This is a genomic window from Sorangium sp. So ce321 (assembly GCF_051530195.1).
Lineage (GTDB): Bacteria > Myxococcota_A > Polyangia > Polyangiales > Polyangiaceae > Sorangium.
Genome location: NZ_CP150329.1, coordinates 11,607,550 through 11,629,470 on the forward strand (window position 1 = coordinate 11,607,550; position 21,921 = coordinate 11,629,470).

16 protein-coding genes are annotated in these 21,921 nt (G+C 72.0%); 7 read left to right on the forward strand and 9 right to left on the reverse strand.

The annotated features are described in order from the left end of the window. Positions 1-5 precede the first annotated feature (5 nt). Positions 6-1,751, forward strand: a complete 1,746-nt coding sequence (locus WME89_RS43135) for a class II glutamine amidotransferase (protein ID WP_438005401.1) — start codon at positions 6-8, stop codon at positions 1,749-1,751. On the opposite strand, the gene WME89_RS43140 is transcribed toward WME89_RS43135, so the two are convergent. The 4 genes from WME89_RS43140 to WME89_RS43155 form a co-directional block, all read right to left on the reverse strand. Then, positions 1,658-2,044, reverse strand: coding sequence for a glycosyl hydrolase (locus tag WME89_RS43140; RefSeq protein WP_438005402.1), 387 nt, complete (start codon positions 2,042-2,044; stop codon positions 1,658-1,660). The two genes, WME89_RS43135 and WME89_RS43140, sit on opposite strands and share 94 nt — an antisense overlap. A gap of 494 nt (positions 2,045-2,538) precedes the next feature. Further along, the gene (locus WME89_RS43145) at positions 2,539-4,644 is read right to left on the reverse strand and encodes a glycosyl hydrolase (RefSeq protein ID WP_438005403.1); all 2,106 of its coding nucleotides are present in this window, start codon (positions 4,642-4,644) and stop codon (positions 2,539-2,541) included. A gap of 298 nt (positions 4,645-4,942) precedes the next feature. Continuing rightward, entirely contained in the window at positions 4,943-5,560 is a 618-nt protein-coding gene (locus WME89_RS43150) for a peroxiredoxin (RefSeq protein ID WP_438005404.1), read from the reverse strand. 182 nt (positions 5,561-5,742) lie between these two features. Further along, positions 5,743-6,606, reverse strand: coding sequence for a DUF2515 family protein (locus WME89_RS43155; protein WP_438005405.1), 864 nt, complete (start codon positions 6,604-6,606; stop codon positions 5,743-5,745). A 327-nt stretch (positions 6,607-6,933) separates the two neighbouring features. Between WME89_RS43155 and WME89_RS43160 the strand changes: the two genes are divergently transcribed. The 5 genes from WME89_RS43160 to WME89_RS43180 all read left to right on the forward strand — a co-directional run bounded on the left by WME89_RS43160 (position 6,934) and on the right by WME89_RS43180 (position 12,249). Then, positions 6,934-8,118, forward strand: a complete 1,185-nt coding sequence (locus WME89_RS43160; protein WP_438005406.1) for a thiolase family protein — start codon at positions 6,934-6,936, stop codon at positions 8,116-8,118. Then, on the forward strand, positions 8,115-8,990 hold the full coding sequence (locus tag WME89_RS43165) for an MBL fold metallo-hydrolase (RefSeq protein WP_438005407.1): 876 nt from the start codon (positions 8,115-8,117) through the stop codon (positions 8,988-8,990). Before WME89_RS43160 ends, WME89_RS43165 begins: the two co-directional genes overlap by 4 nt. 268 nt (positions 8,991-9,258) lie before the next feature. Next, entirely contained in the window at positions 9,259-10,911 is a 1,653-nt protein-coding gene (locus tag WME89_RS43170) for an FG-GAP repeat protein (protein WP_438005408.1), read from the forward strand. Positions 10,912-11,001: 90 nt separating this feature from the next. Next, the gene (locus WME89_RS43175; RefSeq protein ID WP_438005409.1) at positions 11,002-11,181 is read left to right on the forward strand and encodes a DUF1810 family protein; all 180 of its coding nucleotides are present in this window, start codon (positions 11,002-11,004) and stop codon (positions 11,179-11,181) included. A gap of 174 nt (positions 11,182-11,355) precedes the next feature. Next, the gene (locus WME89_RS43180) at positions 11,356-12,249 is read left to right on the forward strand and encodes a hypothetical protein (protein ID WP_438005410.1); all 894 of its coding nucleotides are present in this window, start codon (positions 11,356-11,358) and stop codon (positions 12,247-12,249) included. Positions 12,250-12,537: 288 nt separating this feature from the next. Here WME89_RS43180 and WME89_RS43185 read toward each other — a convergent pair whose 3' ends face one another. The 4 genes from WME89_RS43185 to WME89_RS43200 form a co-directional block, all read right to left on the reverse strand. Then, the gene (locus WME89_RS43185; protein WP_438005411.1) at positions 12,538-13,056 is read right to left on the reverse strand and encodes a DUF2127 domain-containing protein; all 519 of its coding nucleotides are present in this window, start codon (positions 13,054-13,056) and stop codon (positions 12,538-12,540) included. 75 nt (positions 13,057-13,131) lie between these two features. Then, positions 13,132-13,878, reverse strand: a complete 747-nt coding sequence (locus WME89_RS43190) for a hypothetical protein (RefSeq protein ID WP_438005412.1) — start codon at positions 13,876-13,878, stop codon at positions 13,132-13,134. A 512-nt stretch (positions 13,879-14,390) separates the two neighbouring features. Then, positions 14,391-15,230, reverse strand: coding sequence for a hypothetical protein (locus tag WME89_RS43195; protein WP_438005413.1), 840 nt, complete (start codon positions 15,228-15,230; stop codon positions 14,391-14,393). Positions 15,231-15,400: 170 nt separating this feature from the next. After that, on the reverse strand, positions 15,401-19,405 hold the full coding sequence (locus tag WME89_RS43200; protein WP_438005414.1) for a serine/threonine-protein kinase: 4,005 nt from the start codon (positions 19,403-19,405) through the stop codon (positions 15,401-15,403). 705 nt (positions 19,406-20,110) lie between these two features. Here WME89_RS43200 and WME89_RS43205 point away from each other — a divergent pair. Continuing rightward, positions 20,111-20,512 (forward strand): hypothetical protein, encoded by a 402-nt coding sequence (locus WME89_RS43205; RefSeq protein WP_438005415.1) that lies wholly within the window; start codon positions 20,111-20,113, stop codon positions 20,510-20,512. A gap of 237 nt (positions 20,513-20,749) precedes the next feature. Here the strand turns inward: WME89_RS43205 and WME89_RS43210 are convergent, their stop codons facing one another. Beyond that, entirely contained in the window at positions 20,750-21,613 is an 864-nt protein-coding gene (locus WME89_RS43210; RefSeq protein ID WP_438005416.1) for a LamG domain-containing protein, read from the reverse strand. Positions 21,614-21,921 lie beyond the last annotated feature (308 nt).

Here is a 21,921-nt window from a genome sequence, read left to right on the forward strand (position 1 = left end):
CATCCATGCCGAACCTCCTCGCGATGTCGTTCGAGGGCGAGCTCGCCCCGTGCTTCGACCTCACCTGCCTGCGCCCCGGGGGCAAGCTGCCCGACGGCTGGGGCATCGGCTACTACCCGGGCGGCGAGCCGAGCGCGACGGTGCTGAAGGAGCCGGCGCCGCCGCAGGGGAGCATCCGCAGCGAGCTCGTGAAGGCGTGGGAGCACCTCGAGTCGTCGCTGCTCGTGCTGCACATCCGCACGGCGACGTGGGGCAGCATCAACGACGCCAACACCCAGCCGTTCAGCCGCAGCTGGGGCGGGCGCGACTGGCTGTTCGCGCACAGCGGCAGCCTGGTCGACCGGATCGAGGTCGATCCGAAGTCGCTCTTCCAGCCGGTCGGCTCGACGGACACGGAGCTCATCCTGTGCGAGCTCCTGCGCTGGATGGCGTCGGAGGGCCTCCGGAGCCTCGGCGAGATCGACCCGGCGGTGCTGCGCGACTGGTTCGACGAGATGAACGAGCACGGCCCGCTCACGTCGGTCCTGGCCGACGGGCGCGATCTCGTCGTCTACGCGGATCGCGATCGCGAGGGGGACGCGTTCCTGTGGGAGGTGCTGCCGCCGTACGAGCGCCTGGCGTTCGGGGACGAGGACCTCGAGGTCGACCTCACCCGCCGGGGCGTCAAGAGCCGCAAGGGCGTCATCGTCTCGTCGGAGGAGCTCAAGGTCCACGCCGGCGCGCAGCCGGCGGCGTGGGCGCGCGTCCCGCCGGGCCACCTCGTGGTGCTGCGCCAGGGCGCGCTCCGGGCCACGGCGTCCCCGCAGACCGATCGGCGCAGGCCGTCGCCCTCCACGCCGCCGCTCTCGTCGCGCCCGGTGCGCCGCCCCACGCACGCGGCGATCCGCCGCTTCCAGGTGGTGCACCGCACGGCGTACCACTACGCGACCGCGGTGGAGCGCAGCACGCACCTCCTGCGGCTGACGCCGGCGCATGACCGGCTGCAGACGCTGCTGCACAACGAGGTCGAGCTGTCGGTCGAGGGGCAGCAGCGCGAGTACGACGACGTCTTCGGCAACCGCGCGCGGCGGGTGCTGCTCGACACGCCCTTCAAGGAGCTGATCATCGAGTCCCGGTCGCAGGTGGAGCTGCTCGACACCGACCCGCTGAGCTTCCGCCCGCTGCGCGCCCGGTCGACGATCCCGCTCGTGTGGATGCCGTGGCAGCGGCAGATCCTGCAGCCGTTCCTCCTGCCGCCGGAGCTGGCGGAGAGCGAGCTCGCGGAGCTCATCGAGTACGCGATGACCTTCGTCGAGCGGAACGACTACGACCTGCTCGACACGCTGCTCGATCTGAACGCGTCGATCTTCGAGGAGTACAAGTACAAGCAGGGGTCGACCAACCTGTCCACGACGGCGTTCGACGTGTACGCGAACCGCCGCGGCGTGTGCCAGGACTTCGCGAACCTGTTCATCTGCCTGACGCGGCTGCTCGGCGTGCCGTCGCGCTACGTGTGCGGGTACATCTACACGGGGCCGAAGCACGAGAACCAGCGGCAGAGCGAGGCGTCGCACGCCTGGCTCCAGGTGTACCTGCCGGAGATCGGGTGGAAGGGCTTCGACCCGACGAACGGCGTCCTGACGCAGACCGAGCACATCCGCGTGGCCGTCGGGCGGAACTACATCGACGCGACGCCGACCTCGGGCACCATCTTCGTGGGGGGCGGGGCGGAGCGCCTCGAGGTCGACGTGCGGGTCGAGCCGATCGACTGAGCGAGCGAGCGGCTCGGGGCCGCCCGGCGCTCGGGTCCTCGGCCGATGTCCCGGACGAGCCAGAGAGCCTTGTCCCCGTACTCGTCGCGCCAGTCCGCATCGCCCTTCGCCAGGACGGCCGCCGCATACAGGAAGTAGCCGTAGTGGAAGTGATGATCGTTCGCCTTGCCGACCGCCTCGGCGATCTGCGCGAGGCGCGCGAGCTTCGCCAGCTGCTTGCCCCCGGAATACGGGTCTTCGTCGACGACACCCGCTGCGGGCGTGAACGTCATGTCCTCCTCGAGGGTCGCCATAACCTCCTCGCCCCACTCGCTACCTGGAAAATGGCCGCTGCTCCAGCTCGCAGAACGACTTCGAGCGGCAGTCTCAGCGGCAGTCTCAGACGCCGCATTCATCGCCACCGCACGAGCTTCAGCCGCCACCGCACGAGCTTTAGCCGCAACCTCAGCAGCAGCGCCATCTTCGCCAGTAGGAAAGCCGGGCTCAGCCCAGGAGTCCCGATCATTCACATGGATCGGAGACGACTGCTCCCAGCTCGATCCGGTGACGCCCTTGATATGGCCGATTACCGTCTGGTGCTCGATCGCCGCGAGGTTGCCTTCTGGAGGCGCTCCAGGTGATGGCGAAGAGCCATGACCAGGAGATCGCCCTCGCCCTTCGTCTGCGCCTGGCTTAACTGGAGTGGCGAACGAGTCCTGTTCGACCTGGACGCACCCCGGCCGCGACAAACGCGGATGTCGCCGGCGGCCGGGTGGTGGTCTATCGCACGTCGCTTACCGGTAGGCTTTCAGGGCCGCGTGGCGATCCAGTAAAGCAGCGCCGTCCGGCTGAGGCCGTCGTCGAGATCGGTCTGCTCCTGCGCCGCCTCCCAGGCCGCCTCCTTGTCGATGGTCGCCTGCGCCGCGATCAGGAACGCATTCCAGGGATCCGGCTCAGGCTTGATCGCCTGCTGCATCACGGGCCACGCGTCCTCGATCCACTGCTTGGAGACGAGCGACTCCGAGATGGGCGTGATCGGGAGCAGCTGGATCCCGTAGACGTACTCGGGGTTGGCGCCGAACCACGTCGAGAAGTCGGCCTTCGTGGACCAGAGGACGCCGACAGCGTGGTTGTTCTTGAACGGCTCCGGGTAGATGGTGCTGTCCGCGGGGATCTGCCAGTACGTCTGCGCGGAGGCCGTCTCCACCGCGAGGAGCACCCGGCCGATGTTCTTCACGTCCTCGTCGCCGAGCGCGTCGCCGAGCAGCTGCAAGCTGTACCAGGCGTTGACGGCCTCGGACGTCGACTCCTGGTTACGGCCGTCCGCGAACGGCGTCAGCCCTGACGCCCAGGAGTGGCCCCGGAACCAGTCCATGTTGCGGAACGGCGTGAAATGCGGGTCCTTCGCGCTCGGGTTCGCGATGTCACGGACGAGCCAGAGCACCTTGTCCGCGTAGTTGTCGCGCCATGTCTCATCGCCCTTCGCCAGCACGGCCGCCGCGTACAGGAAGTAGCCGTAATGGAAGTGGTGATCGTTGTAATAGCCCTGGCCGAAGTCCGCTTCCTTGCTCGCCAGGCCGTTCGTCGTCACGATCCCGCCCCAGGTCGTGTCATAGACGAGGGGGTTCGCGTTCTCGCCGTTGAGCCACGGGTTGATGAGCGACTTGAGCCGCGCCCGGAGCTCCTCGGCGAGATCCGCCTTGCCGACCGCCTCGGCGATCTGCGCGAGGCGCGCGAGCTTCGCCAGCTGCTTGCCCCCGAAATACGGGTCTTCGTCGACGACACCCGCTGCGGGCGTGAACCCCCGCTCGTCCTCGAGGGCCGCCACGACGGCGTCGCCCCACTGGTCCGAGACGCGGCGCGGCGCGTCCCAGGTGATCGTGCTGAGCGGGTACACGAGCTCCCAGCTCGACCCGGAGACGCCCTTCATCTGGCCGATGACGGTCGGGTACGCGAGGTCAACGGTCTCGGCCTTCTCGAGGCGCTCCACGTGGTGCGGCAGGGCCATGGTCAGGAGCTCGCCCTCGCCCTTGATCTCCCAGTCGAAGCGCACCGAGGCGGTGTCCTCGGTGACAGTCGCCTTGATGTCGCCGCCGACCGGGATGACGGCGGCGTGCTCGTCGAGCACGGCCGCGGCGTTCGGCCCGGGCACGAGCGCGAGGCGGAGCGAGCCCGTATACGGCCCTTCGGCGTTCATCAGGAGGGCGTCCCACTCGAAGCTGATGGCGGGAGACGCGTAGAGGACCCACGTCTGACCGTTGTTGAGCTCGATCTCGAATCGATCGCCCGTCACCTCGGTGGGGCTCGTGGACTCACCGTTGACCGAGGTGATCGCCACGCCGTCGCCGGCCCGCACGGAGGGGGTGAGCCCGTCGTACATGGTCGTCACGTACGGCATGCCGTAGACGATGGGCGCCGTCATGGTGCCGCCCTGCGCCGCCCACTCCACGGTGACCGAGAGGAGATCGGACGACCGGATCGCATGGCCGGTGAAGGCCTGGCGCGCGCTGAGCCCGAGCTGCGCCACATCGGGCGTCGTGACGGACGCGCTCTCCACCACGACCTCCGGCCGGGAGATCGACAGCCCCTGTCCGAGCGCCTTGAGGTCGTACGGCGCGGCGTTGATCCGCTGATCGCCCTCGCCGAGCACGAAGTTCATCCAGGTGGTGTTCGTGGGGAGCGGGGTCTCCAGCTCGCCCAGGGCAGCGCCCGGCTCGAGCGGGTGCGGCGCCGGCGCGAACTCCGGCTCGACGACCGACAGCGGCTTGTCGCGGTCGAGCTCCCACACCTCGACCACCTCGCCGCCGCTCCCGCCGTCGCCCCCGCCGCCGCCCCCCCCGCCGGTGCCGCTGACCGGCGGCGGCGGCGGCGGGTCATCGCCGCAGGCGGCGATCGCGCAGAGGCAACTCAGCAAAGCAAAAGTCCGTACCATCAGATGCCTTACAATCATGATCCAGCTCCCTCGCTCCAGCGCTCATCGCTCCACCTGACCTGAGGCGAGTCGAGGGATGAGCCCTGGTGTCGTGGCAATTTCATCCATCTGCAAGCAAAGGTCCAAGATTCTTTCATGAAGCGCGCGATCCGTCCAGCCCGGAGAGCGCGCGCTCCAAGCCAAGCCGCGCGGGAGGCCCTCGCGACGGCATCCGACAGGCGATCGTCGCCTCGCACGCCGCGAGTCCGCTGTGACGTTGTCCGGCAGTCCAGGCGGTCCCTTATCTGGATCTGGTAACTGGCTTTGCCGGCGCCTTCACGGCGGCTTTCTTCGCCGGCGCCCCGGCCGCGCTCTTCGCCGCTGGGCTCCTGGAAGCTGCGCTCTTCGAGGCTGCGCCCTTGGTGAGCGCGGGCGGCGTGGGCGACGGGGGCGACGCGCCGCCGCCGCGCACGAGCGCGAGCACCGCGTCAGCGTGGCCGTCGACCTTCACGCCGCTGAAGGCGTGCTTCACCTTGCGGTCGGGGCCGATGATGAAGGTGCTCCGGATCGTGCCCGTCACCTTCTTGCCGTACATCGTCTTCTCGCCGTAGGCGCCGTAAGCGTTGTGCGCGGCGAGCTCCGGATCGCTGAGGAGCGTCACCCCGAGATCGTATTTGTCCCTGAACTTCCGGTGGCGCTCGACGGAGTCGCGGGAGACGCCGAGCACCGCGGCGCCGGCGTCGGCGAACGCCTCGAGGGCGGCGGAGAAGGCCTGGGCCTCCCGCGTGCAGCCGGGCGTGTCGTCCTTTGGATAGAAGTAGAGGACGACCGTCTTGCCCGGGAAATCAGCGAGGCTCACCGCCTTGCCGCTATCGCTTTCGAGAGAGAAATCCGGGGCCCGGTCGCCTGCATTCAACATCGCTCGCTCGCTCCTTGTCGGATCGGGGCATGGGGGACTGCCCCCCTCGACCCCTTGGGGCGAGCACGATACACGCGGCGTCGCCGGCGTACCACAGGCCGGCGTCCGGCGCGCCGGCCTGTGGTACGCTGGCGAGTCGATCGACCCCCCGCGCCCCCGGCGCCCGGCCGGGGGCCCGGCGCTCAGGGCCAGCCCGGGTCCGGCTCGGGGGGAGCATGAATCGCGTCCCAGAGCGCCCGCACGGCGTGGGCGGGCCAGGCGTCCCGGAGCCTCGGCCGGGCCGGGCCGCCCCAGAGCGACCGCGAGCCGTCGTGCGGGTGCCGCCGCGCCCACGCGTACATCGCGTCGCGCGTCGCGCGGTCGGCCATCGCGTCGAAGATGCTCATGCCGGCGGCGATGCGCCGCTCGAGGATCGCGAAGCCGCCGACCTGGATCGACGCCTGCGTGCACGGCAGCACGACCGGCGCCTCCTGCCCGAGCGCCTCGGCGAGCGCGACGAGCGCCCGCGCGATGGGGAACCGGGGGTGGTGCACGACGCGGCGCTCGATGAGGTTCTGCTCGTTGGTCACGAGGTCTCTCACGAGCGCGCGCTCGAGCGCGGGGTGCGGCTGGCCGGCGCGCCGCGCCTGCTCGTGCCAGGCCCAGGCCTCGCGGACGAACCGCGAGCACCTGCCGGGCCGGAGCTCGGCGCTCCGCCCGAGCAGGTGGTGGAGCACATGATACCAGGCGTCGAAGAAGATGAGGTGATTGGCGCGCTCGAGGAAGAGAAAGAGCTCTCGCAGCGCGGACGGGGCGATCGCGCCGTCGCCGCGGTCGAGGATCACGGCGATCTCGGTCATCAGGGAGCCCGCGTTGCGCGACACGAGGTGCGCCATGAGCAGCCAGGGCAGATCCGGCGGATGGGCGCGGGTGAGCGCGTAGAGCTCGAGGTAGCTCTCCGTACGGGTCACATTGTCGAGGTTTCGCTCGTCGAGCTCGGCGAGCAGCGCCGCGAGGCGCGCCGAGTCGGCGCGGCCCGACGCTTCCGAGCACACCATCTCAACCATGGCGGGCGTCTTTGCACGCCCCCGGCCACGCACGCCCCCGGCCACGCGCGCCCCCGGCCACGCGCGCCCCCGGCCACGCACGCGCCCGCCCCACGGCATGCGCCCGCCCACGACGCGAGCCGGCCACGGCACGAGCCCGGCCACGAGAGTTCACGTCTTTCCGGTTCTCGCGGCCCCGCTGTGGGCCCGTGTGAGGCAGCGCGCAGGCGGAAGAGCGTCCCGGGCTCGCTTGCCGCCACCGGTCAACCGCGGTACCAGAGGCCTGTTCGTGAGACGCACTGGACGGCGTCATCGAATGAGACAGCACCACCGCCGCTGGAGGAGATCATGACCCTACCCGTCCCCGTGTACATCGTCGCAGCGGCCCGGACGCCGATCGGCGCGTTCCAGGGTGCACTCTCGCCCTTGCCCGCCCCCCGCCTGGGCGAGGTCGCCATCCGGGCGGCCCTTGAGCGCGCAAAGATCGCTCCGGATGCGATCGAGGAGGTGTTCCTGGGCAATGTCCTGTCCGCTGGCATCGGGCAAGCCCCCGCCCGGCAGGCCGCCATCTATGCTGGCATCCCGAGCAAGGTCCCGGCCACCACGGTGAGCAAGGTCTGCGGCTCGGGCCTCCAGGCCGTCATCTTCGGCGCGAAGACGGTGGCGCTCGGCGACGCGGACATCGTGGTCGCCGGCGGCATGGAGTCGATGTCGAACGTGCCCTACTACCTGCCGCAGGCGCGCTCCGGCTACCGCATGGGCGACGGCAAGCTCGTGGACGGCATGATCCACGACGGGCTCTGGGACCCGTACGGCAACTACCACATGGGCACCGCGGGCGAGGCGTGCGCCAGGGAACACGGCTTCTCGCGCGAGGCGCAGGACGAGTACGCGAAGGAGAGCTTCCGCCGGGCGCTCGCGGCGCAGCGCGAGGGGCTCTTCGCCGCGGAGATCGCGCAGGTTTCCGTCCCGCAGAAGAAGGGCGACGCCCTGGTCGTGAAGGACGACGAGGGCCCGCCGGCCGGCAAGCCCGAGAAGTTCGCGTCGCTGAAGCCCGCCTTCCAGAAGGACGGGACCATCACGGCGGCCAACGCCTCGTCGATCAACGACGGCGCGAGCGCGCTCGTCCTGGCGAGCGAGCGGGCGGTCAAGGAGCACAAGCTGACGCCGCTCGCGCGGATCGTCGGCTATGGCGGCGCCGCGCAGGCGCCCGAGTGGTTCACGACGGCGCCGGCCGCCGCGATCGCGAACACGACGAAGAAGGTCGGCCTGACCACGGACCAGATCGACCTGTTCGAGGTGAACGAGGCGTTCGCGGTGGTGGCGCTGGCCGTGAACAAGCTCGCCGGGATCGACGCCCAGCGGGTCAACGTCCGCGGCGGCGCGGTCGCGCTCGGCCACCCGATCGGCGCGAGCGGCGCCCGCATCCTGACGACGCTGCTCTTCACCATGAAGGACCAGAACGCGAAGCGCGGCCTGGCGACGCTCTGCATCGGCGGCGGCGAGGCGCTGGCCGTCATCGTCGAGCGGTGATCCGGCCGCAGGCGGTCGCGCGCGGCGTGCGCGACGTCGAGGCCTTCGCCGCGCGCACGCCGACGCTGCCGCCGGCGACGCACACGAGCAGCTACGCGCTCGGCGGCAGCGAGGTGCTGCTCGTCGAGCCGGCCACGCCGTACGAGGACGAGCGTCGGGAGTGGCTCGCGTGGGCGCGCGGCCTCGCCGCCCAGGGGCGGACGGTCGTGGCGATCGCGGTGACCCACCACCACGCCGACCACGTGGGGGGCGCGCGCTTCTTCGCGTCCGAGCTCGGCGTGCCGGTCTGGGCCCACGCCGAGGCGGCACCGCGGCTGCGGGACGTCTCGATCGCGCGCCATCTGGCCGACGGGGACGTCGTGCGGCTCGGCGGGCTGGAGCCGATGGCGGTCCGGGTGCTCCACACGCCCGGGCACGCGCCGGACCACCTCTGCTTCCTCGACGAGGCGCAGGGGGTCCTGGTTTGCGGCGACATGGTGGCGGGCGTGGGGACCATCCTGATCGACCCCCGGGAGGGCGACATGGCGGTGTACCTGGCGCAGCTCGAGCGGCTCGCGGCGCTCGGCGCCCGGGTCGTGCTGCCCGCGCACGGCGGGCCGATCGACGCGCCGGAGGAGCTGTTCCGGCGCTACATCGCGCATCGGCTCGGGCGCGAGCAGCGGGTGGTCGCGGCGCTCGAGGCGGCCAGCGAGGGCGGAGAGGGCGGCGCGACGCTCGAGGGGCTCCTGCCGGTCGCCTACGCGGACACGGCGCCCCTGCTCTGGCCGCTCGCGCGGCTGAGCCTCGAGGCGCACCTGATCAAGCTGGAGCGCGAGGGGCGGGCGCGGCGCAGCGACGGCGGGTGGCGGCGCGCGGCGGGCGACGGTGGGTGACGCCTGGCCTGCGCGCCGGCTCCACGCTTCGCGAGCTGCCCCGTTCCCGCGTCGTCCCTGCCACCACGACCTCGATCGTGCCTGCGAGTATGACTCAATGGGTCTCCGTGCGCCGCGATCGCCTGGGTGGCAGACCGTGATCGCGCGCTGAGCGATTCTCGAGAGAAGGACGCCTCGGCTACTCTCCAGCGCGAGGTGACCGATGAACGACCGTCGACTCGTCTGTCTCGCACTGCTATCGCCTGCGCTCACGGCTGCGGCCTGCGCCGTGAGGCCCGATGAGGGCCCGACCGCGACGACGCGCGCTGCCCTCACGTTCATGGAGGACCAGCGGCTCGCCGAGCCGGCGCCGGAGGCGCTGCGACTCTTCGGCTTCGCCGTCGCCGGGAGCGGGAGCACGGTGCTGATCGGGGCGCCGGACGAGGGTGGCCTGAGCCGAGGCGCGGCGCACGTCTACACCGTGGCCGGAGGGGTCGCGACGTTCTCGACGACCCTCGAGCCGAGCGACGGCGAGGACGGCATGCGGTTCGGCCGTCAGGTGGCGATCGACGGCGACACTGCCGTGGTCATGGCCGGCGCCGACTACGAGGCGAGCGCGATCGAGGAGCGCGTCTATGTGTTCGGCCGGGCAGACGAGGGCTGGTCCGAGCAGGCTGTTCTGGCGATCCCGGAGGTCGTCGTCGGCGGCCTGTCGACGGTGGCCGTGGACGTGGACGGCGACACGGTCGTGGCCAGCAATGTGTGCGAGGACATCGATTTCGCCGTGGGCCGGGCTTTCGCGTTCACGAGGATGGGTGGCGTGTGGTCGCCGCGGGTGGAGCTCGTGCCGAACGACAGCCCTCGCGGGCTCGGCTGGTCGGTCGCGCTCTCGGGCGACACAGCGATCGTGGGTGCCCCCCAGGACGACCCCGATGGGCGCTACAACGCTGGATCTGCGTACGTGTTCGTGCGCGAGGGCGGCGCGTGGACGCAGCAGGCGAAGCTCGTCCCGCCCGACAGCGGCGTGAACCTGGCCTTCGGCACGTCGGTCGCCGTCGAGGGGGACACGGCGGCGATCGGGGCCAAGAGCGCCGTGTACATCTATGCGCGCCACGATGGCGGGTGGACGCAGCAAGCGAAGCTCACTCCCGCGCTGACGGGGGCCACGGCGACCGGGGTGCAGCTCCTGCGCAACGTGGTGCTGGCGGGGTTCGTCGGCGCGAACGAGCAGAAGGGTGTCGCGTCGGTGTTCTACGGCGGAGGAGCGACGTGGATGGAGGCGCGCACGCTGGCCCCGTCGGATGGTCATCCTTTCGATTTCTTCGGCTGGAGCGCCGGTTATGCTGGAGGGAGCGCGATCGTCGGGGCCCCCTACCTGGGCGAGGCGCCCAGCCGCGCCGGCGCGGCGTATGTCTATGCGCTGCCGTCCCTCGACGGCGGGAGCTGCGCCGCAGATGAGGACTGCCTGAGCGGCTCGTGCCTGTCGGGCGAGTGCGTCCCTGCCGGCAGCGGCGCGGCGGGCAGCGGCGGCGCGGCGGGCAGCGGCGGCGCGGCGGGTAGCGGCGGCGCGGCGGGCAGCGGCGGCGCGGCAGGCAGCGGCGGCGCGACGGGCAGCGGCGGCGCGACGGGCGCGGGCGGCGCGACGGGCGCGGGCGGCGCGACGGGCGCGGGCGGCGCGGGCGGCGCGACGGGCAGCGGCGGCGCGACGGGCGCGGGCGGCGACACCGGCAGCGGCGGCGCTGACGTCGCGGGCGCTGGCGGCAGCGGCGCTGGCGGCAGCGGCGGCGACAGCGCGGCGGGCGCCGGCGGCGGCAATGGCGAGGTCGACAGCGGTGGCGGATGTCAGATCGGCAGCCCGGGTCAGCCGGCGCGGCGCGCTCCGGCGATCGCCGTCGTCCTCTTCGCGCTCGTAGCCGTATCCGCACGGCGATTCAGGGACTGAAAAGGGCGCGGACCATCCCTGATCTATCCGAGTGAGGGGCACATCGCGGTCATCACGGCTGCCCACGCGCGCCCTGGTATCGAGGGCCTCGTGAACCAGGTCGAGGGGCGTTCGCCGTATGACATCTTCGGTAGTCGCGATGAGTTGAAGTTTTGCTCATCGATGACCCTGTTCGCCCGCGCGGCTCCCGACGAGGGGGCGTTCCTCGGGGGGCTCGAGAAGTATTGCGATGCCGAGCCCGATCCGCGGACGCTCGCGCTACTCGAGTAGCGCCCTGTCGCCAGGGTTTGCGCCGCAGCGGATTGCGACGTTGCGCCGGCGTGCCATGGGGTAGGCGTGGTGATCGGTTCCCTCCGCCATGGCGCCGCCACCCCTGAGCTGGACCTCTCCTCGCGTTTTCCCGTCGTTTCGTGTCGGCATGGGGTGTGCTCAAGGCCGAGCGTCATGCCGACGCTCGAGCACAACGCCCTCGTCGAGATGTTCCGTGAGGACCCGGAGCTCGCGCCCCGCTTGCTCGCGACGCTCTTCCACGTCGCGGTGCCGCCGCACGCCTCGGTCACGGTGGTCGAGTCGTCGCTCGACCAGCTCATCCCGGTGGAGTTCCGCGCCGACCTGGTGCTCGAGCTTCGAGACGCGAGCGGCGCGCTCGTGCTGGCGATCGTCCTCGAGGTCCAGCGCGACGTCGACCCGGACAAGAAGTTCTCGTGGCCGACGTACGTCACGGTCGTGCGCGCCAGGAAGCGCTGCGGCACCGTCGTCCTCGTTGTCGCGCCGGACGCCGGCGTCGCTGTCTGGGCGGCGGAGAACATCGACCTCGGCCTGGGCCTCGGCAACGTCGAGCCGCTGGTGCTCGGTCCGGCCGTCGTACCCGAGATCACCGACCCAGCCGAGGCGGAGCAGGAGACCGAGCTCGCCGTGCTCTCGGCGGTGGCGCACGGCAACGGGCCGAACGGGCTCACCGTGGTCCAGGCGGCGCTCGTCGCCCTCGGCCGGCTCGACCAGGAGCACGCACTGGTTTACTTTCAGCTCATCTGGAACGGGTTGCGTGACCCCATGCGGCAGTCTCTGGAGGCGTTGGTCATGGAACGGCAGATCGAAGGCGAGGCGACCTTTCCCCCATTCGTGCAGAAGCTCATCGATCGCGGCAAGCTCGAGGGCATCCGCGAGGGCGAGCTCAAGGGCAAGAGGGACACGCTGCTGAGGCTGCTTGCGCGTGCAGGGCTCGTGCTCACCGACGACGAGAGCGCGCGCATCGAGGCATGCACGGATGTCGCGACGCTCGACCGCTGGATCGATAACGTCCTTGGAGCGAAGACTGTCACCGACGTGCTCTCCTGACGGTCGATGGATGCGGCCCCACAAGGCGATGAATCAGACGGGCTTTGTCCGCTGACCATCGCCAGGCCGTTGGGCCGGCGTGCCATGGAGTGGGGAGCGGCGGCCGCTCGCCTCCGCCGACCACCGAGCGCAAGCGCGTCATGCGGCCCACTTTACCGACGAAGCCGCCAACCCAGCAAGCGCACGTGCATACCTGGCTCGGTGACAGATTCAATGTCGCCCTCGCAGTGCATTTCTCCAGCGCGTCGCCCCGTCGTCATCCCCGTGCGGACGCACACGGGTGTGTGCCTATTCCGTGTACGCCGAGAAGCCCCGGTGCCCTCGCCGAGCGCGTCGGCTCAGGTAGACCGCCATGACGATATTGATCACCAGGATGACGACGCGCGTCGGCCGCCATCCATGCCGGACGATGGCCATGATCTCGAAGGGGACGAGCGAGGCTGTCGCCCCGACGACCAGCCAGGGCGCCCACCGATAGCCACGGTGGAGCGACCAGCCCTCGATGAAGCTGAGCAGGGCGTCCGCCGCGAGCGCGGCGCTCACGACGCGGGCGCCGTGCGGCGTCGTGGCCGTCGAGAGCGCGTCCATCAGCGCGGCGCTCCAGGCACTCGCGCTCTCCTTGCCCAGGGTGACCGCGAACGCGTGAGCTCTGGCGGCGAGCCCGGACGAGGCCAGGCGGAAGAGCGCGATCGCCATCACGAGCTGCAACACCGATTTGGCGAGCTTGTAGACGATGATGACGCGCACGCCGAGCGCCTGCCGCGGAGGATGGGCCTGATCGTCTGCGAGTCGATCCCTCTCGGCCATGCGCTCCATTCTGGCACGCATCTCCCGCGAGCGGCGGCCCTGAGCGACCTCTCGGTCCCAGGTCGAGACCGAGGCTCACCTGGAGGTGGAGTCGCTCTTCTCGCGCCGCGCGTCGCGCTCGCGCTGCCGCTCGGCGACCCGGCGCGCCCGGTCGGCCCGCTCCGAGGCGATCTGGCTCGGGGACTTCGTGCCTGCCTTGATGGACTGCGCCGCCCAGAACTTCGCGGCCTCCTTGCTGGACATCGCGCACTCGTCGCCCTCGCTGCAGCCCATGCGGGGGCTCTGCCGCTGCGCGAGCTCCCGCGGCGCGGCCGCGCGCTCCTTGCGCTGGGCGGCCGCCGGCTCCCGGGTGGCCGCGGCCCCGGCCGACCGGGCGGCCCACGCCCCGCGCGCCCGGGCGCTCGAGGCGGTGCACTCCCCCGCCTCGCTGCAGTTCATGCGCGCCTCGGCCTTGCTCTTGAGCGGCGAGGCGCTCCTCTGGGCGGACGCCGCGCGCCCCGGGGCGGAGCGCGCCTCGCTGCGGCTCCTGTGGGCCGCCGCCGCGCGAGAGGCGCAGTCGGTGCCGGTATCCGAGCAGCGGATCCGCTCCTGCCCCCGAGAGAGGGGGATCGGCGCGGCGCGCTCGGCGCGCTCGGCGCGCCACGACCGTTCGGCGGCCTGCTCCCGCGGCGCGTGGCGGTAGGGCCGATCCACCATGTCGCCGCGCGACCGGTGGATCTCGATGTGCCGCGGCGCCCGCGCGGTGCGGGCGCCCTCGGCGAGCGCCACGCCGGCGCACAGGGACGCGCCGACAAGGGTCGAAACCACAACGGAAATTTTCATTGGACTTCCTCGCTCTCCAGCTGAGTGGGTGAACGACCCATGTCGTCCCCGGCGAGCGGGCGCCTGCCTGCGGGTGCTCGCCCGCCGTGAGCGCGAGGGAAGCAAGAGCGACACCACCATGGAATGGCGGAAAAGCGGCCGACCTCGGCGGCGCCGTCACGACGCTAACACCTCGCCCGGGCGCGCCGTCAGCGTTCCGCCGCCCGCCGCGCGCGCCACGCCGGCGCCCCCGCGCGGCGTCACCGCCGTCGGCGTGCCGGCCCGGAGCGGCTCGACCTCACCCGGACAGGCGGCGCCGCCGCAGCAGCGCGGTCCCTGACCGAGCCAGCGTTGCGGGGGCGCTGCCTGCCAGGGCGCAGCTGGCAGGTGCCGATCGCCCCCCCGGCCCCTGGCCAGCGCGCCGACCGGGCCTCTGGCAGGAGCACCGGACTCGGACCTGCGATGGCGGAGAGCGATGCTCGTCCGCGCCGCGCGGAGCCCGCCGTGAGCCGATGACCCCGTGAAGGCAGCGGTCAGCGCAGCGCGGTGGTGACGACATACCGCGTCTTGCCCGACTCCGGATCATCGCAGTTCTTGTAATACTCCCCGGACCGGTGGAGCTTGCTGCAGTGGTCCGCGCAGTCGCCGACGATCTCGATCATCCCGCAGCCCTCGAGCTCCCCGTCCGCGCCGGGGTGGCCAGCGGCGCAATCGCGCCGCGCCGCGTGCGCGACATCGACGTTCTCCGCGTTGTAACAGGCGCGCAGGTACGGCGTCTCCGCGAAGAGGTTCCCCCAGAAGGCCCCTTCGATGTGCGGGTACTCGTCGAGCTCGTCGGGGCCGACCTCGCGGCGCAGCGGGTTCTCCGCGGAGCGCATCGAGATGAGGACCGATACACCATAACGGTTCGTGTGCGCCGCGAGGCACGCGGAGACCATCTGCTTGCCGTCCGCGTCGAGCGGGCGCCTGTCCCACCGGTCGGCGAGGCCGAGGTGTCCAGCGTAGACCTCGCGATGGACCGTGCCCGCGCGGTCGGTCCAGGAGAAGCGGAACGACTGGGACTCGTTCAACGCGCAGCTGACCGTGTACTTCACGAGCGTCCGGAAGAGATCGCCACCCGCGCCGGGATCCCGGAGGGCGGAGACCGCCCGGGGGCTCAACGCGTTGTAGCTGAGCGCGTTGTAGCTGAGCGCATTGTAGCTGAGCGCGTTGTAGCTCAGCGCGTTGTAGCTCAGCGCATTCCCGCTCTCGATCGCTTCAGCGCTCGAGTCGAGCTCCTCTGTTCCGTCCGCGCCGAGCTCGAGCTCGGGCGCCATGCAGCCAGTAGCGACGAGAAGGATGCCTGCGCATCCAAGCACACTCTTGGTTTTCACGTGATGAGACCTCGGTAGCGAGCCAAGAGGAGCGCCCCCGCTCCCCGATCACAGCACGCCCTCCGGCGCGTCGCTCAGGGCGACTGCAGCCGGGAACTCTCCACGTCTATGCACAGCGTACGGCCAATCACGTCGGCTGTCAGCCCTTAAATTGCACGTCCCGTGCGGATTCACCCGTGGGACAGCGGTGCTGTGTTCCGACCCGTCCCGACCCACTGCGCCGCGAGCTCCAGTGTGCGCGCGTTGTCGGGGACGTGGGATAAAAAGCGCCTCCGCCACTCGGGATCACGGACGCTGGCCGCGCGATCGAGCAGCTTGTCGCGCGCCGCGGCGATGGCGGCGGCGGCCCGCTTCGCGTCGCCGACCGCGGAGAACGCCTCGGCGTGCACCAGCCGGATCATCGACTCGCCCTCTTCCAGCCCGCCGAGCGACTCGAGCGCGGCCAGGGCCTCGCCGGCGGCGGCGAGCGCCTCGCGCGCGCGCCCGAGCCCGATGAGCGCCCTGGCGCGGATCGCCGTGGCCGCGACGCGGAACGGCGACGCGCTCTCCAGCGCCTCGGCGAGGCGCGCCTCGCGCTCCGCCGCGCCGAAATCGCCCGCGAGCAGGGCGATCTTCGCCAGGTAGGAGCGCGACACCACCTCGGCGCGCGGGTCGCCGAGCCGCTGGCTCGACGCGAGCGCCGCCTCCTCGACGGCCCGCGCCTCGGCCAGCCGGCCGCGGTAGGCGAGGACCTGCCCCAGGCTGGCCTGCGCCGCCGCCGCCGCCTCGTGCAGGCCCATCCGATCGGCGGCCTCCATCACGGAGCGGAGCGCCGCCTCGGCGCCGCCGAAGTCGCCGAGCTCCCCGTACGAATAGCCCAGGTTCGCGCGGGTGATGCACGCGTTGCGGCGGTCGCCGACCTGCTCGAACGCCGCCAGCGCCGCCTCCAGGCCGGTGACGCAGGCGCCAGGGTCGCCCCCGCTCATCGCGCGGAAGGCGAGCGCCTGGTGCAGGCCCGCGACCACCTCGGCGCCGGCGCCAGCGCCCGTCGGCGCCCCGTCGCAGAGCGCGCGCTCCACCGCCGCGATCAGCGCGTCGACGACCGCCGGCCGGCCGGCGAAGGCCAGCGTCGCGGCGCCCGCGCAGAGGCACGTGCTCCTCGCGCTCTCGGCGCCCTCCAGCGCGGGCGCGGCGATCGCCTCGCTCATCCACCGCTCCACGCGATCGAAGCCGCCGAGCTTGCTCGCCGCGGCGACGACCTGCGCGATGGCCGCGAACCACGGCGCCGAGCCGGGCGCGAGGTGCCGCGCCGCCTCGGTCCCGCGCTCCTCGGCGAGCGCGAGGTCGCCGCGCCAGACGTGGGCCTCGGCCTGCACCAGCCGCAGCGCCCCCACCACGGCGGCCTCCGGGGCGCACGCGAGCCCGCGCTCGGCCCGCTCGATCGCGGCGCCGAGGTCGTTGCCCTCCAGAGCGTGCTGCGCCGCGCTCAGGTACGCCGCCGCGGCCCGCGCCGGCACGACGCCGCGCTCGAAGTGCTCCGCCAGCGTCATCGCGTCCGGCTCGCCCGCGCCCTCCAGCCAGGCGCCCGCCAGCGCGTGGCCCAGCCGCCGGTCCGCCTCGGTCAGCATCCCGTACGCCGCCTCGCGCACCAGCGCGTGCCGGAAGCGGTACTCGACCTCGCCCCGCAGCCGCCCCGGGCCGCGCCGGTGGATCACCTCGCGCCGCTCCAGCTCCGCGAGCCAGCGCGTCACCCCCGCCCCGCCGAGCAGCGCGCTCACCCCGCTCGGCCAGAACGCCTGGCCGAACACGCTCGCCGCGCGCAGCACGCGCCGCGCCTCCGCGTCGAGCGCCTCGATGCGCGCCTGCACCATCGCCAGCACCGTCTCGGGCAGGTCCGCGCCGTGGCCGGCCGCCACCGCCCGCACCTGCTCCTCCAGGTAAAACGGGTTGCCGTCGGCGCGGCTCACCAGCGTCGCCACGAGCTCCGCGCTCGGCTCGTCGCCGAGCGCCGCGCGCACCAGCCGCTCGCTCGCCCGGCGCGTGAGCGGCGGCAGCATCATCTGGTTGCCGAAGCGGCCCTGCGCCAGCCCCGGGAAGGCGTCGTGCACCTCGGGGCGGCCCAGGCCGAGCACCAGGAACGGCAGGTCCTTCAGGCTCCGGAGCGCCGCCTCCACCATCGTCACCGTGGGCAGGTCGCCCCACTGCAGGTCCTCGAGGATCAGCAGCACCGGCTGCTTCGCGCACTCGGCCCGGATGAACTCCTCCCACGACAGGCGCAGCTGATCGCCCATCAGCAGGCGGTTGCGCCGCGCCGCCCCGACCTGGATGTCGTCGTCCGGGAAGGGCGCGCCCACGAGCTCGCCGAGGAAGGCGCTCACGCGCCCCACGTCGAGCTCCCGGTGGCGCTCGACCCGCGCCCGCACCTTGCGCCGCCGCTCCTCGAGCGGCTCGCCGTCGACGATGCCCATCGCGCTCCGCAGCGCGCGCGACAGCATCCCGAACGCCGAGCCGGAGCTCATCGGGTCGCCCTGGCCAACCCACACCTCGACGCCCCCGCCGTGGGCCGCCCGCCCGCCTTCGACGTCCCGCACGCCCCGCACGCCCCGCTCGCCGCGCCCCGACACCTTCTCGAGGAACTCCTGCCGCAGCCGCGATTTGCCCATCCCCGCGGCCGCCACCACCAGCAGCGCGCCCGAGGTCGACTCCTCGACGCTCCGCTCGAGCTCCGCGGTCAGCACCGCGAGCTCCCGCTCCCGCCCCACGCACGCCATCGGCTTGCCGAGCAGCGCCGGCGCCGTCGCCACCTTGAGGTCGTCGCGCGCGCCGTGCAGGAAGCGCGCGCCCCCCTCGCAGCTCGTCTCGAACCGGCCGCCGAGCAGCCCCGCCGTCACCTCGTCGATCCGGACCGCGGGCGCGGCCGCCGGCTCGCCGCGCGCCGGCAGCAGCTGCACCGCGCGGTCGATCAGCTCGCCCATCGGGATGCGCGAGGTGAGCTCCGCCCGCCCGGTCACGAGCGCCACCGGCGCGCCGCCGAGCAGCGCGCGCAGCGAGAGCGCGCAGCGGGCGGCCTGCGCCGCGAGATCGGTCGCCGCCTCGGCGCTCGTCAGCACGAGCAGCGGCGAGCGCGCGTCGATGAGCTCGATCTGGCCCTGGTAGCGCGCCGCGAGCGCGCGCAGCTCCTCGGCCTGCTCGAGCGCCCGCGCCTGCTCCTCTTCCTGCGAGCGCGTCTCCTCCTCGGGCGCCGTGCGCTCGTGCGCGAGCACGAGGCACGTGACGCGCCGCTCGCTGCTCGTGAGCTCCAGCACGCGCACCGGCGCGGCGGGCTCGCCGCCGACCGCCGCGTCGACGCAGCAGAGGTCGACCGCGCCGAGCGCCTCGGCGACGGCCGCGCCGTCGCGGGGCCGCTCGTCCCGCTGCTTCGCGAGCATCCGGGCGACGAGCGCGTCGAGCGCCTCCGACAGCTCGGGGCGCAGCTCGCGCAGGCGCGGCGGGTCGTCGAGGAGCACCTTGACCAGCACGGCGAGCGCCCCGACGCCCTGGAACGCCGCGCGCCCGGTGAGGCACTTGAACAGCACGCAGCCGAGCGCGAAGACGTCCGCGCGCGCGTCGACGCTCCGCTCGCCGCGCGCCTGCTCGGGCGCCATGTACTCCGGCGTCCCGAGGACGGTGCCCGGCATCGTGAGCTGCTGATCGATCCGCAGGCGCGCGATCCCGAAGTCGAGCACCATCACCCGATCGAGCCGCCCGTCGACGAGGACCAGGTTGCTCGGCTTGAGGTCGCGGTGCACGACGCCCTGCTGGTGGAGGACGCCGAGCGTCGCCGCGACCCGCGCGACGACATCGACGCTCTCGGCCGGGGTGAGCCCCCGCTGCGCCATGCGCGCGGCGAGCGTCTCCCCGGGGAGCCACTCCATGACCATGTACGGCTGGCCGCCCGCGGTGACGCCGTGAGCGATGTAGCGGACGACACCGGGGATGCGCAGCGCCGAGAGCGCCTGCACCTCGTTCGAGAAGCGGCTGAGCTCGCTCTTGCCGGCGCGGCGAAGCACCTTGAGAGCCACGGTGTCGCCGGTGCGCCGGTCGCGCGCCCGGTACACGTGGCCCATCCCGCCCGAGCCGGCGAGGCCCTCGATCTCGAACCGCTCGTCGACGATCTCTCCCGCGCGCATCAACGGCCGTGGACCCAGCGATATCATGTACGCGGCTCGTTTCGCTGGGGGGCATTCCTGCTTTCGCGCTCGCGGGGTGGGCGCATGACCGACATGCCGTCTCAGCGCGTCTCTCCGGCGCGCAGCGTCATCGCGATCTCCGCGAGCGGCGCCTCGAACTTGTGAGACGGCTCATGATTTCTTCCGAGCTCACCCCCTTCCAGCGCGACGGTATCGGCGACCTCGGGTTCTGTCGTGAAACGCCATCGCCGCGAGGCGCGCATCCAGAAGATGGCATTCCGCTCGGGCGGCCCCCTTTTCCAGGCCGAGGTCCAGAGAGCCCACGAGAGCGCCGCCGGCCGAGGCGACGTGACCGGGACCTGGGCAGATCGGTCCCACGGGGCTCGGCGCCGATCGGGATGCCAGAGGCGCCCGATGAGCGACCGCGCGCGCCGCCGCACCCGCCGTGCCCCTCGCCCGCAGCGCCGGGGATCGGGATGCTGCTCTGCGTCATCCGTCTCTGCCTGGGCTGGGCTCGTCGCAGCCCCGATCAGGTTCTCGCCCGCGACTGCCTGGGGCGGCTGTCGGCGACACGGAAAAATCGACGGCTCGAATGAAGTTTTTCTGCCCTGACGTCGTCCCCGGCCCGGCGGCGGTCGCGAGCGCGCGCGACGCTCAAGGTGGCAGTTGACAACCACCCGCGGAGCTGCGATGTCTCTCGCCGAGCTTGCCCTTTCCTACAGGAGACGTCGGATGTCGATGAAGCTGATGAGTGCTGTGTTGGTGGGCGTCGGCATTGGCTTTGCTGGGGCTGCATGGGCGGCGGGCGGGCCGACGGACCTTCCCGCGTCCGTCACCGAGAAGAAGGATTTCGGCTGCGGTGCAAAAGGACAGAAGCCCTGTCCGATGCAGGGCTGGATGAAGTCGGTGATGCAGTCGGCGACCACGAGCGGGGACGCCGCGAAGATCGCGTCCGCGCTGGAGTACGTGGCGTCGAAGCCGCCGCCCGGGATGGCCAAGTGGGTCGCGATCTCGAAGGAGGGCGCGGAGAAGGCCAAGAAGGGCGACATCGACGGCGCCAAGGCGAGCTGCAAGAGCTGCCACGACCTGTACAAGGCGCAGTACAAAGACAGCCTCCGCGACGCCGCCTTCTGAGGCGTCTCTCTCCGTCCCTCCCCCTTACCTCACGTTCCCCTCGAATTTCTGCGCTCAGAGCGCACGTCCTCGCGGCGGCTCCGGCCGCCTGCGACGCGGCGGGCCCGCTGGCCTGCGACCGCCGCTGCCCCCGGCCGGCCTGCGCCGCCGCGCTGCCCGCGCCAGCCTGCACCCCCGCGCTACCCCCGCCCCGCGAGCGCCGCGCGCCTTTCTCGGCAGGCGCGGCGCCCGCGCCGCTCAGCAGCCGTCGCGGCCGGCGGCCTCGCAGATCTCCTGGGGCGCGAGCGTCCGGCCGAAGACGCGGAGGCTGTCGATCAGCCCGTCGAACTCGTCCTGATCCGACGGCTCGTCCGAGCCGATGTGGATCGGCTGCTCGCCCTCGGCGAGCACCGGTCCGGACGGGCTCCGGTCCACCTCGACGCCGTTCACGTAGAGGCTCTGCGTCTGGCCATCCGAGAGACAGGCGATGTGCGTCCACTTCCCCGGGAGGACGGGGTAAAGCACGTTCTGCTCGACGCCCATGGTGCAGCGGACCAGTCCGCCCGGCATCAGGAAGAGAGAAGGCTTCCCGCCGCTGTCGATCACGGTGTAACGCTCTCTCAACGGGATCGAAGCTGGATTGATCCAGACATCGATGGTCATCGCCGGGGCGGTCCACGCGGCGTCGTGGCCGAAGCGGAGGCGGCTCCCCCGCGTCATCCTGAGCGCCTGGCCGTCCTTTCCGGGCGCGTAGCTCAGGTCGCGCTCGCGATCGGGCGTGAAGTGGTGCTGCGAGCCGTCGCCGGGGTTCCCCTCGAACGCGAAGCACGCGATGAGCGACGCATCTGCCGCCTCGCACAGCGCGGCGGGGCGCTCCTCCTGGGGGAGCTCGTCCTCGGGGCGCCCGTCCTCCGGGCGCTCCTCTTCGGGTTCGGGGAGCTCGTCCCCGGGGCGCTCCTCTTCGGGTTCGGGGAGCGCGTCCCCGGGGCGCTCCTCCTGGGGGCGCTCCTCTTGAGGGCGCTCCTCTTGAGGGTCAGGCTGCTGCTGTTCGGTCCGTCGTGGCTCGCCTGTGCCTCCGCGCTCGAGGACACAGCCCGAGGAGGACAGCAGCACAACGGCCATACCGGCCAGGCCGTGCGTAAAGAGATTTGACGAGCAAAGCATCATGAATCTCCTGAGGGCCGTCAGGGTAACTCAGAACGCCGCGCCATGTCACCGCGCCTCGCAAGAGAATGCCATCTGTGTAGGCGCGCCCCCTCTGGCCGGCCCCGCGCAGCTGCCGTGAGAGGAAAAATGAACCACGGAGGCGTGGAGATTTCTATCGCCGATCTCCCCTGTTTGACGCATCCAAACGATGCTCACTCGGCGGTGTGATACTGTCTACACCACGCTGGCTCCTGGTGCAGGACCTCTGATTGCACGGGTCCACT

Coding starts and splice junctions, on each gene's coding strand:
- WME89_RS43135 (WP_438005401.1), top strand. CDS start 6: ATGCCGAACCTCCTCGCGATGTCGTTCGAGGGCGAGCTCGCCCCGTGC.
- WME89_RS43140 (WP_438005402.1), bottom strand. CDS start 2,044: ATGGCGACCCTCGAGGAGGACATGACGTTCACGCCCGCAGCGGGTGTC.
- WME89_RS43150 (WP_438005404.1), bottom strand. CDS start 5,560: ATGTTGAATGCAGGCGACCGGGCCCCGGATTTCTCTCTCGAAAGCGAT.
- WME89_RS43155 (WP_438005405.1), bottom strand. CDS start 6,606: ATGGTTGAGATGGTGTGCTCGGAAGCGTCGGGCCGCGCCGACTCGGCG.
- WME89_RS43160 (WP_438005406.1), top strand. CDS start 6,934: ATGACCCTACCCGTCCCCGTGTACATCGTCGCAGCGGCCCGGACGCCG.
- WME89_RS43180 (WP_438005410.1), top strand. CDS start 11,356: ATGCCGACGCTCGAGCACAACGCCCTCGTCGAGATGTTCCGTGAGGAC.
- WME89_RS43185 (WP_438005411.1), bottom strand. CDS start 13,056: ATGGCCGAGAGGGATCGACTCGCAGACGATCAGGCCCATCCTCCGCGG.
- WME89_RS43190 (WP_438005412.1), bottom strand. CDS start 13,878: ATGAAAATTTCCGTTGTGGTTTCGACCCTTGTCGGCGCGTCCCTGTGC.
- WME89_RS43200 (WP_438005414.1), bottom strand. CDS start 19,405: ATGATATCGCTGGGTCCACGGCCGTTGATGCGCGCGGGAGAGATCGTC.
- WME89_RS43205 (WP_438005415.1), top strand. CDS start 20,111: ATGTCGATGAAGCTGATGAGTGCTGTGTTGGTGGGCGTCGGCATTGGC.
- WME89_RS43210 (WP_438005416.1), bottom strand. CDS start 21,613: ATGGCCGTTGTGCTGCTGTCCTCCTCGGGCTGTGTCCTCGAGCGCGGA.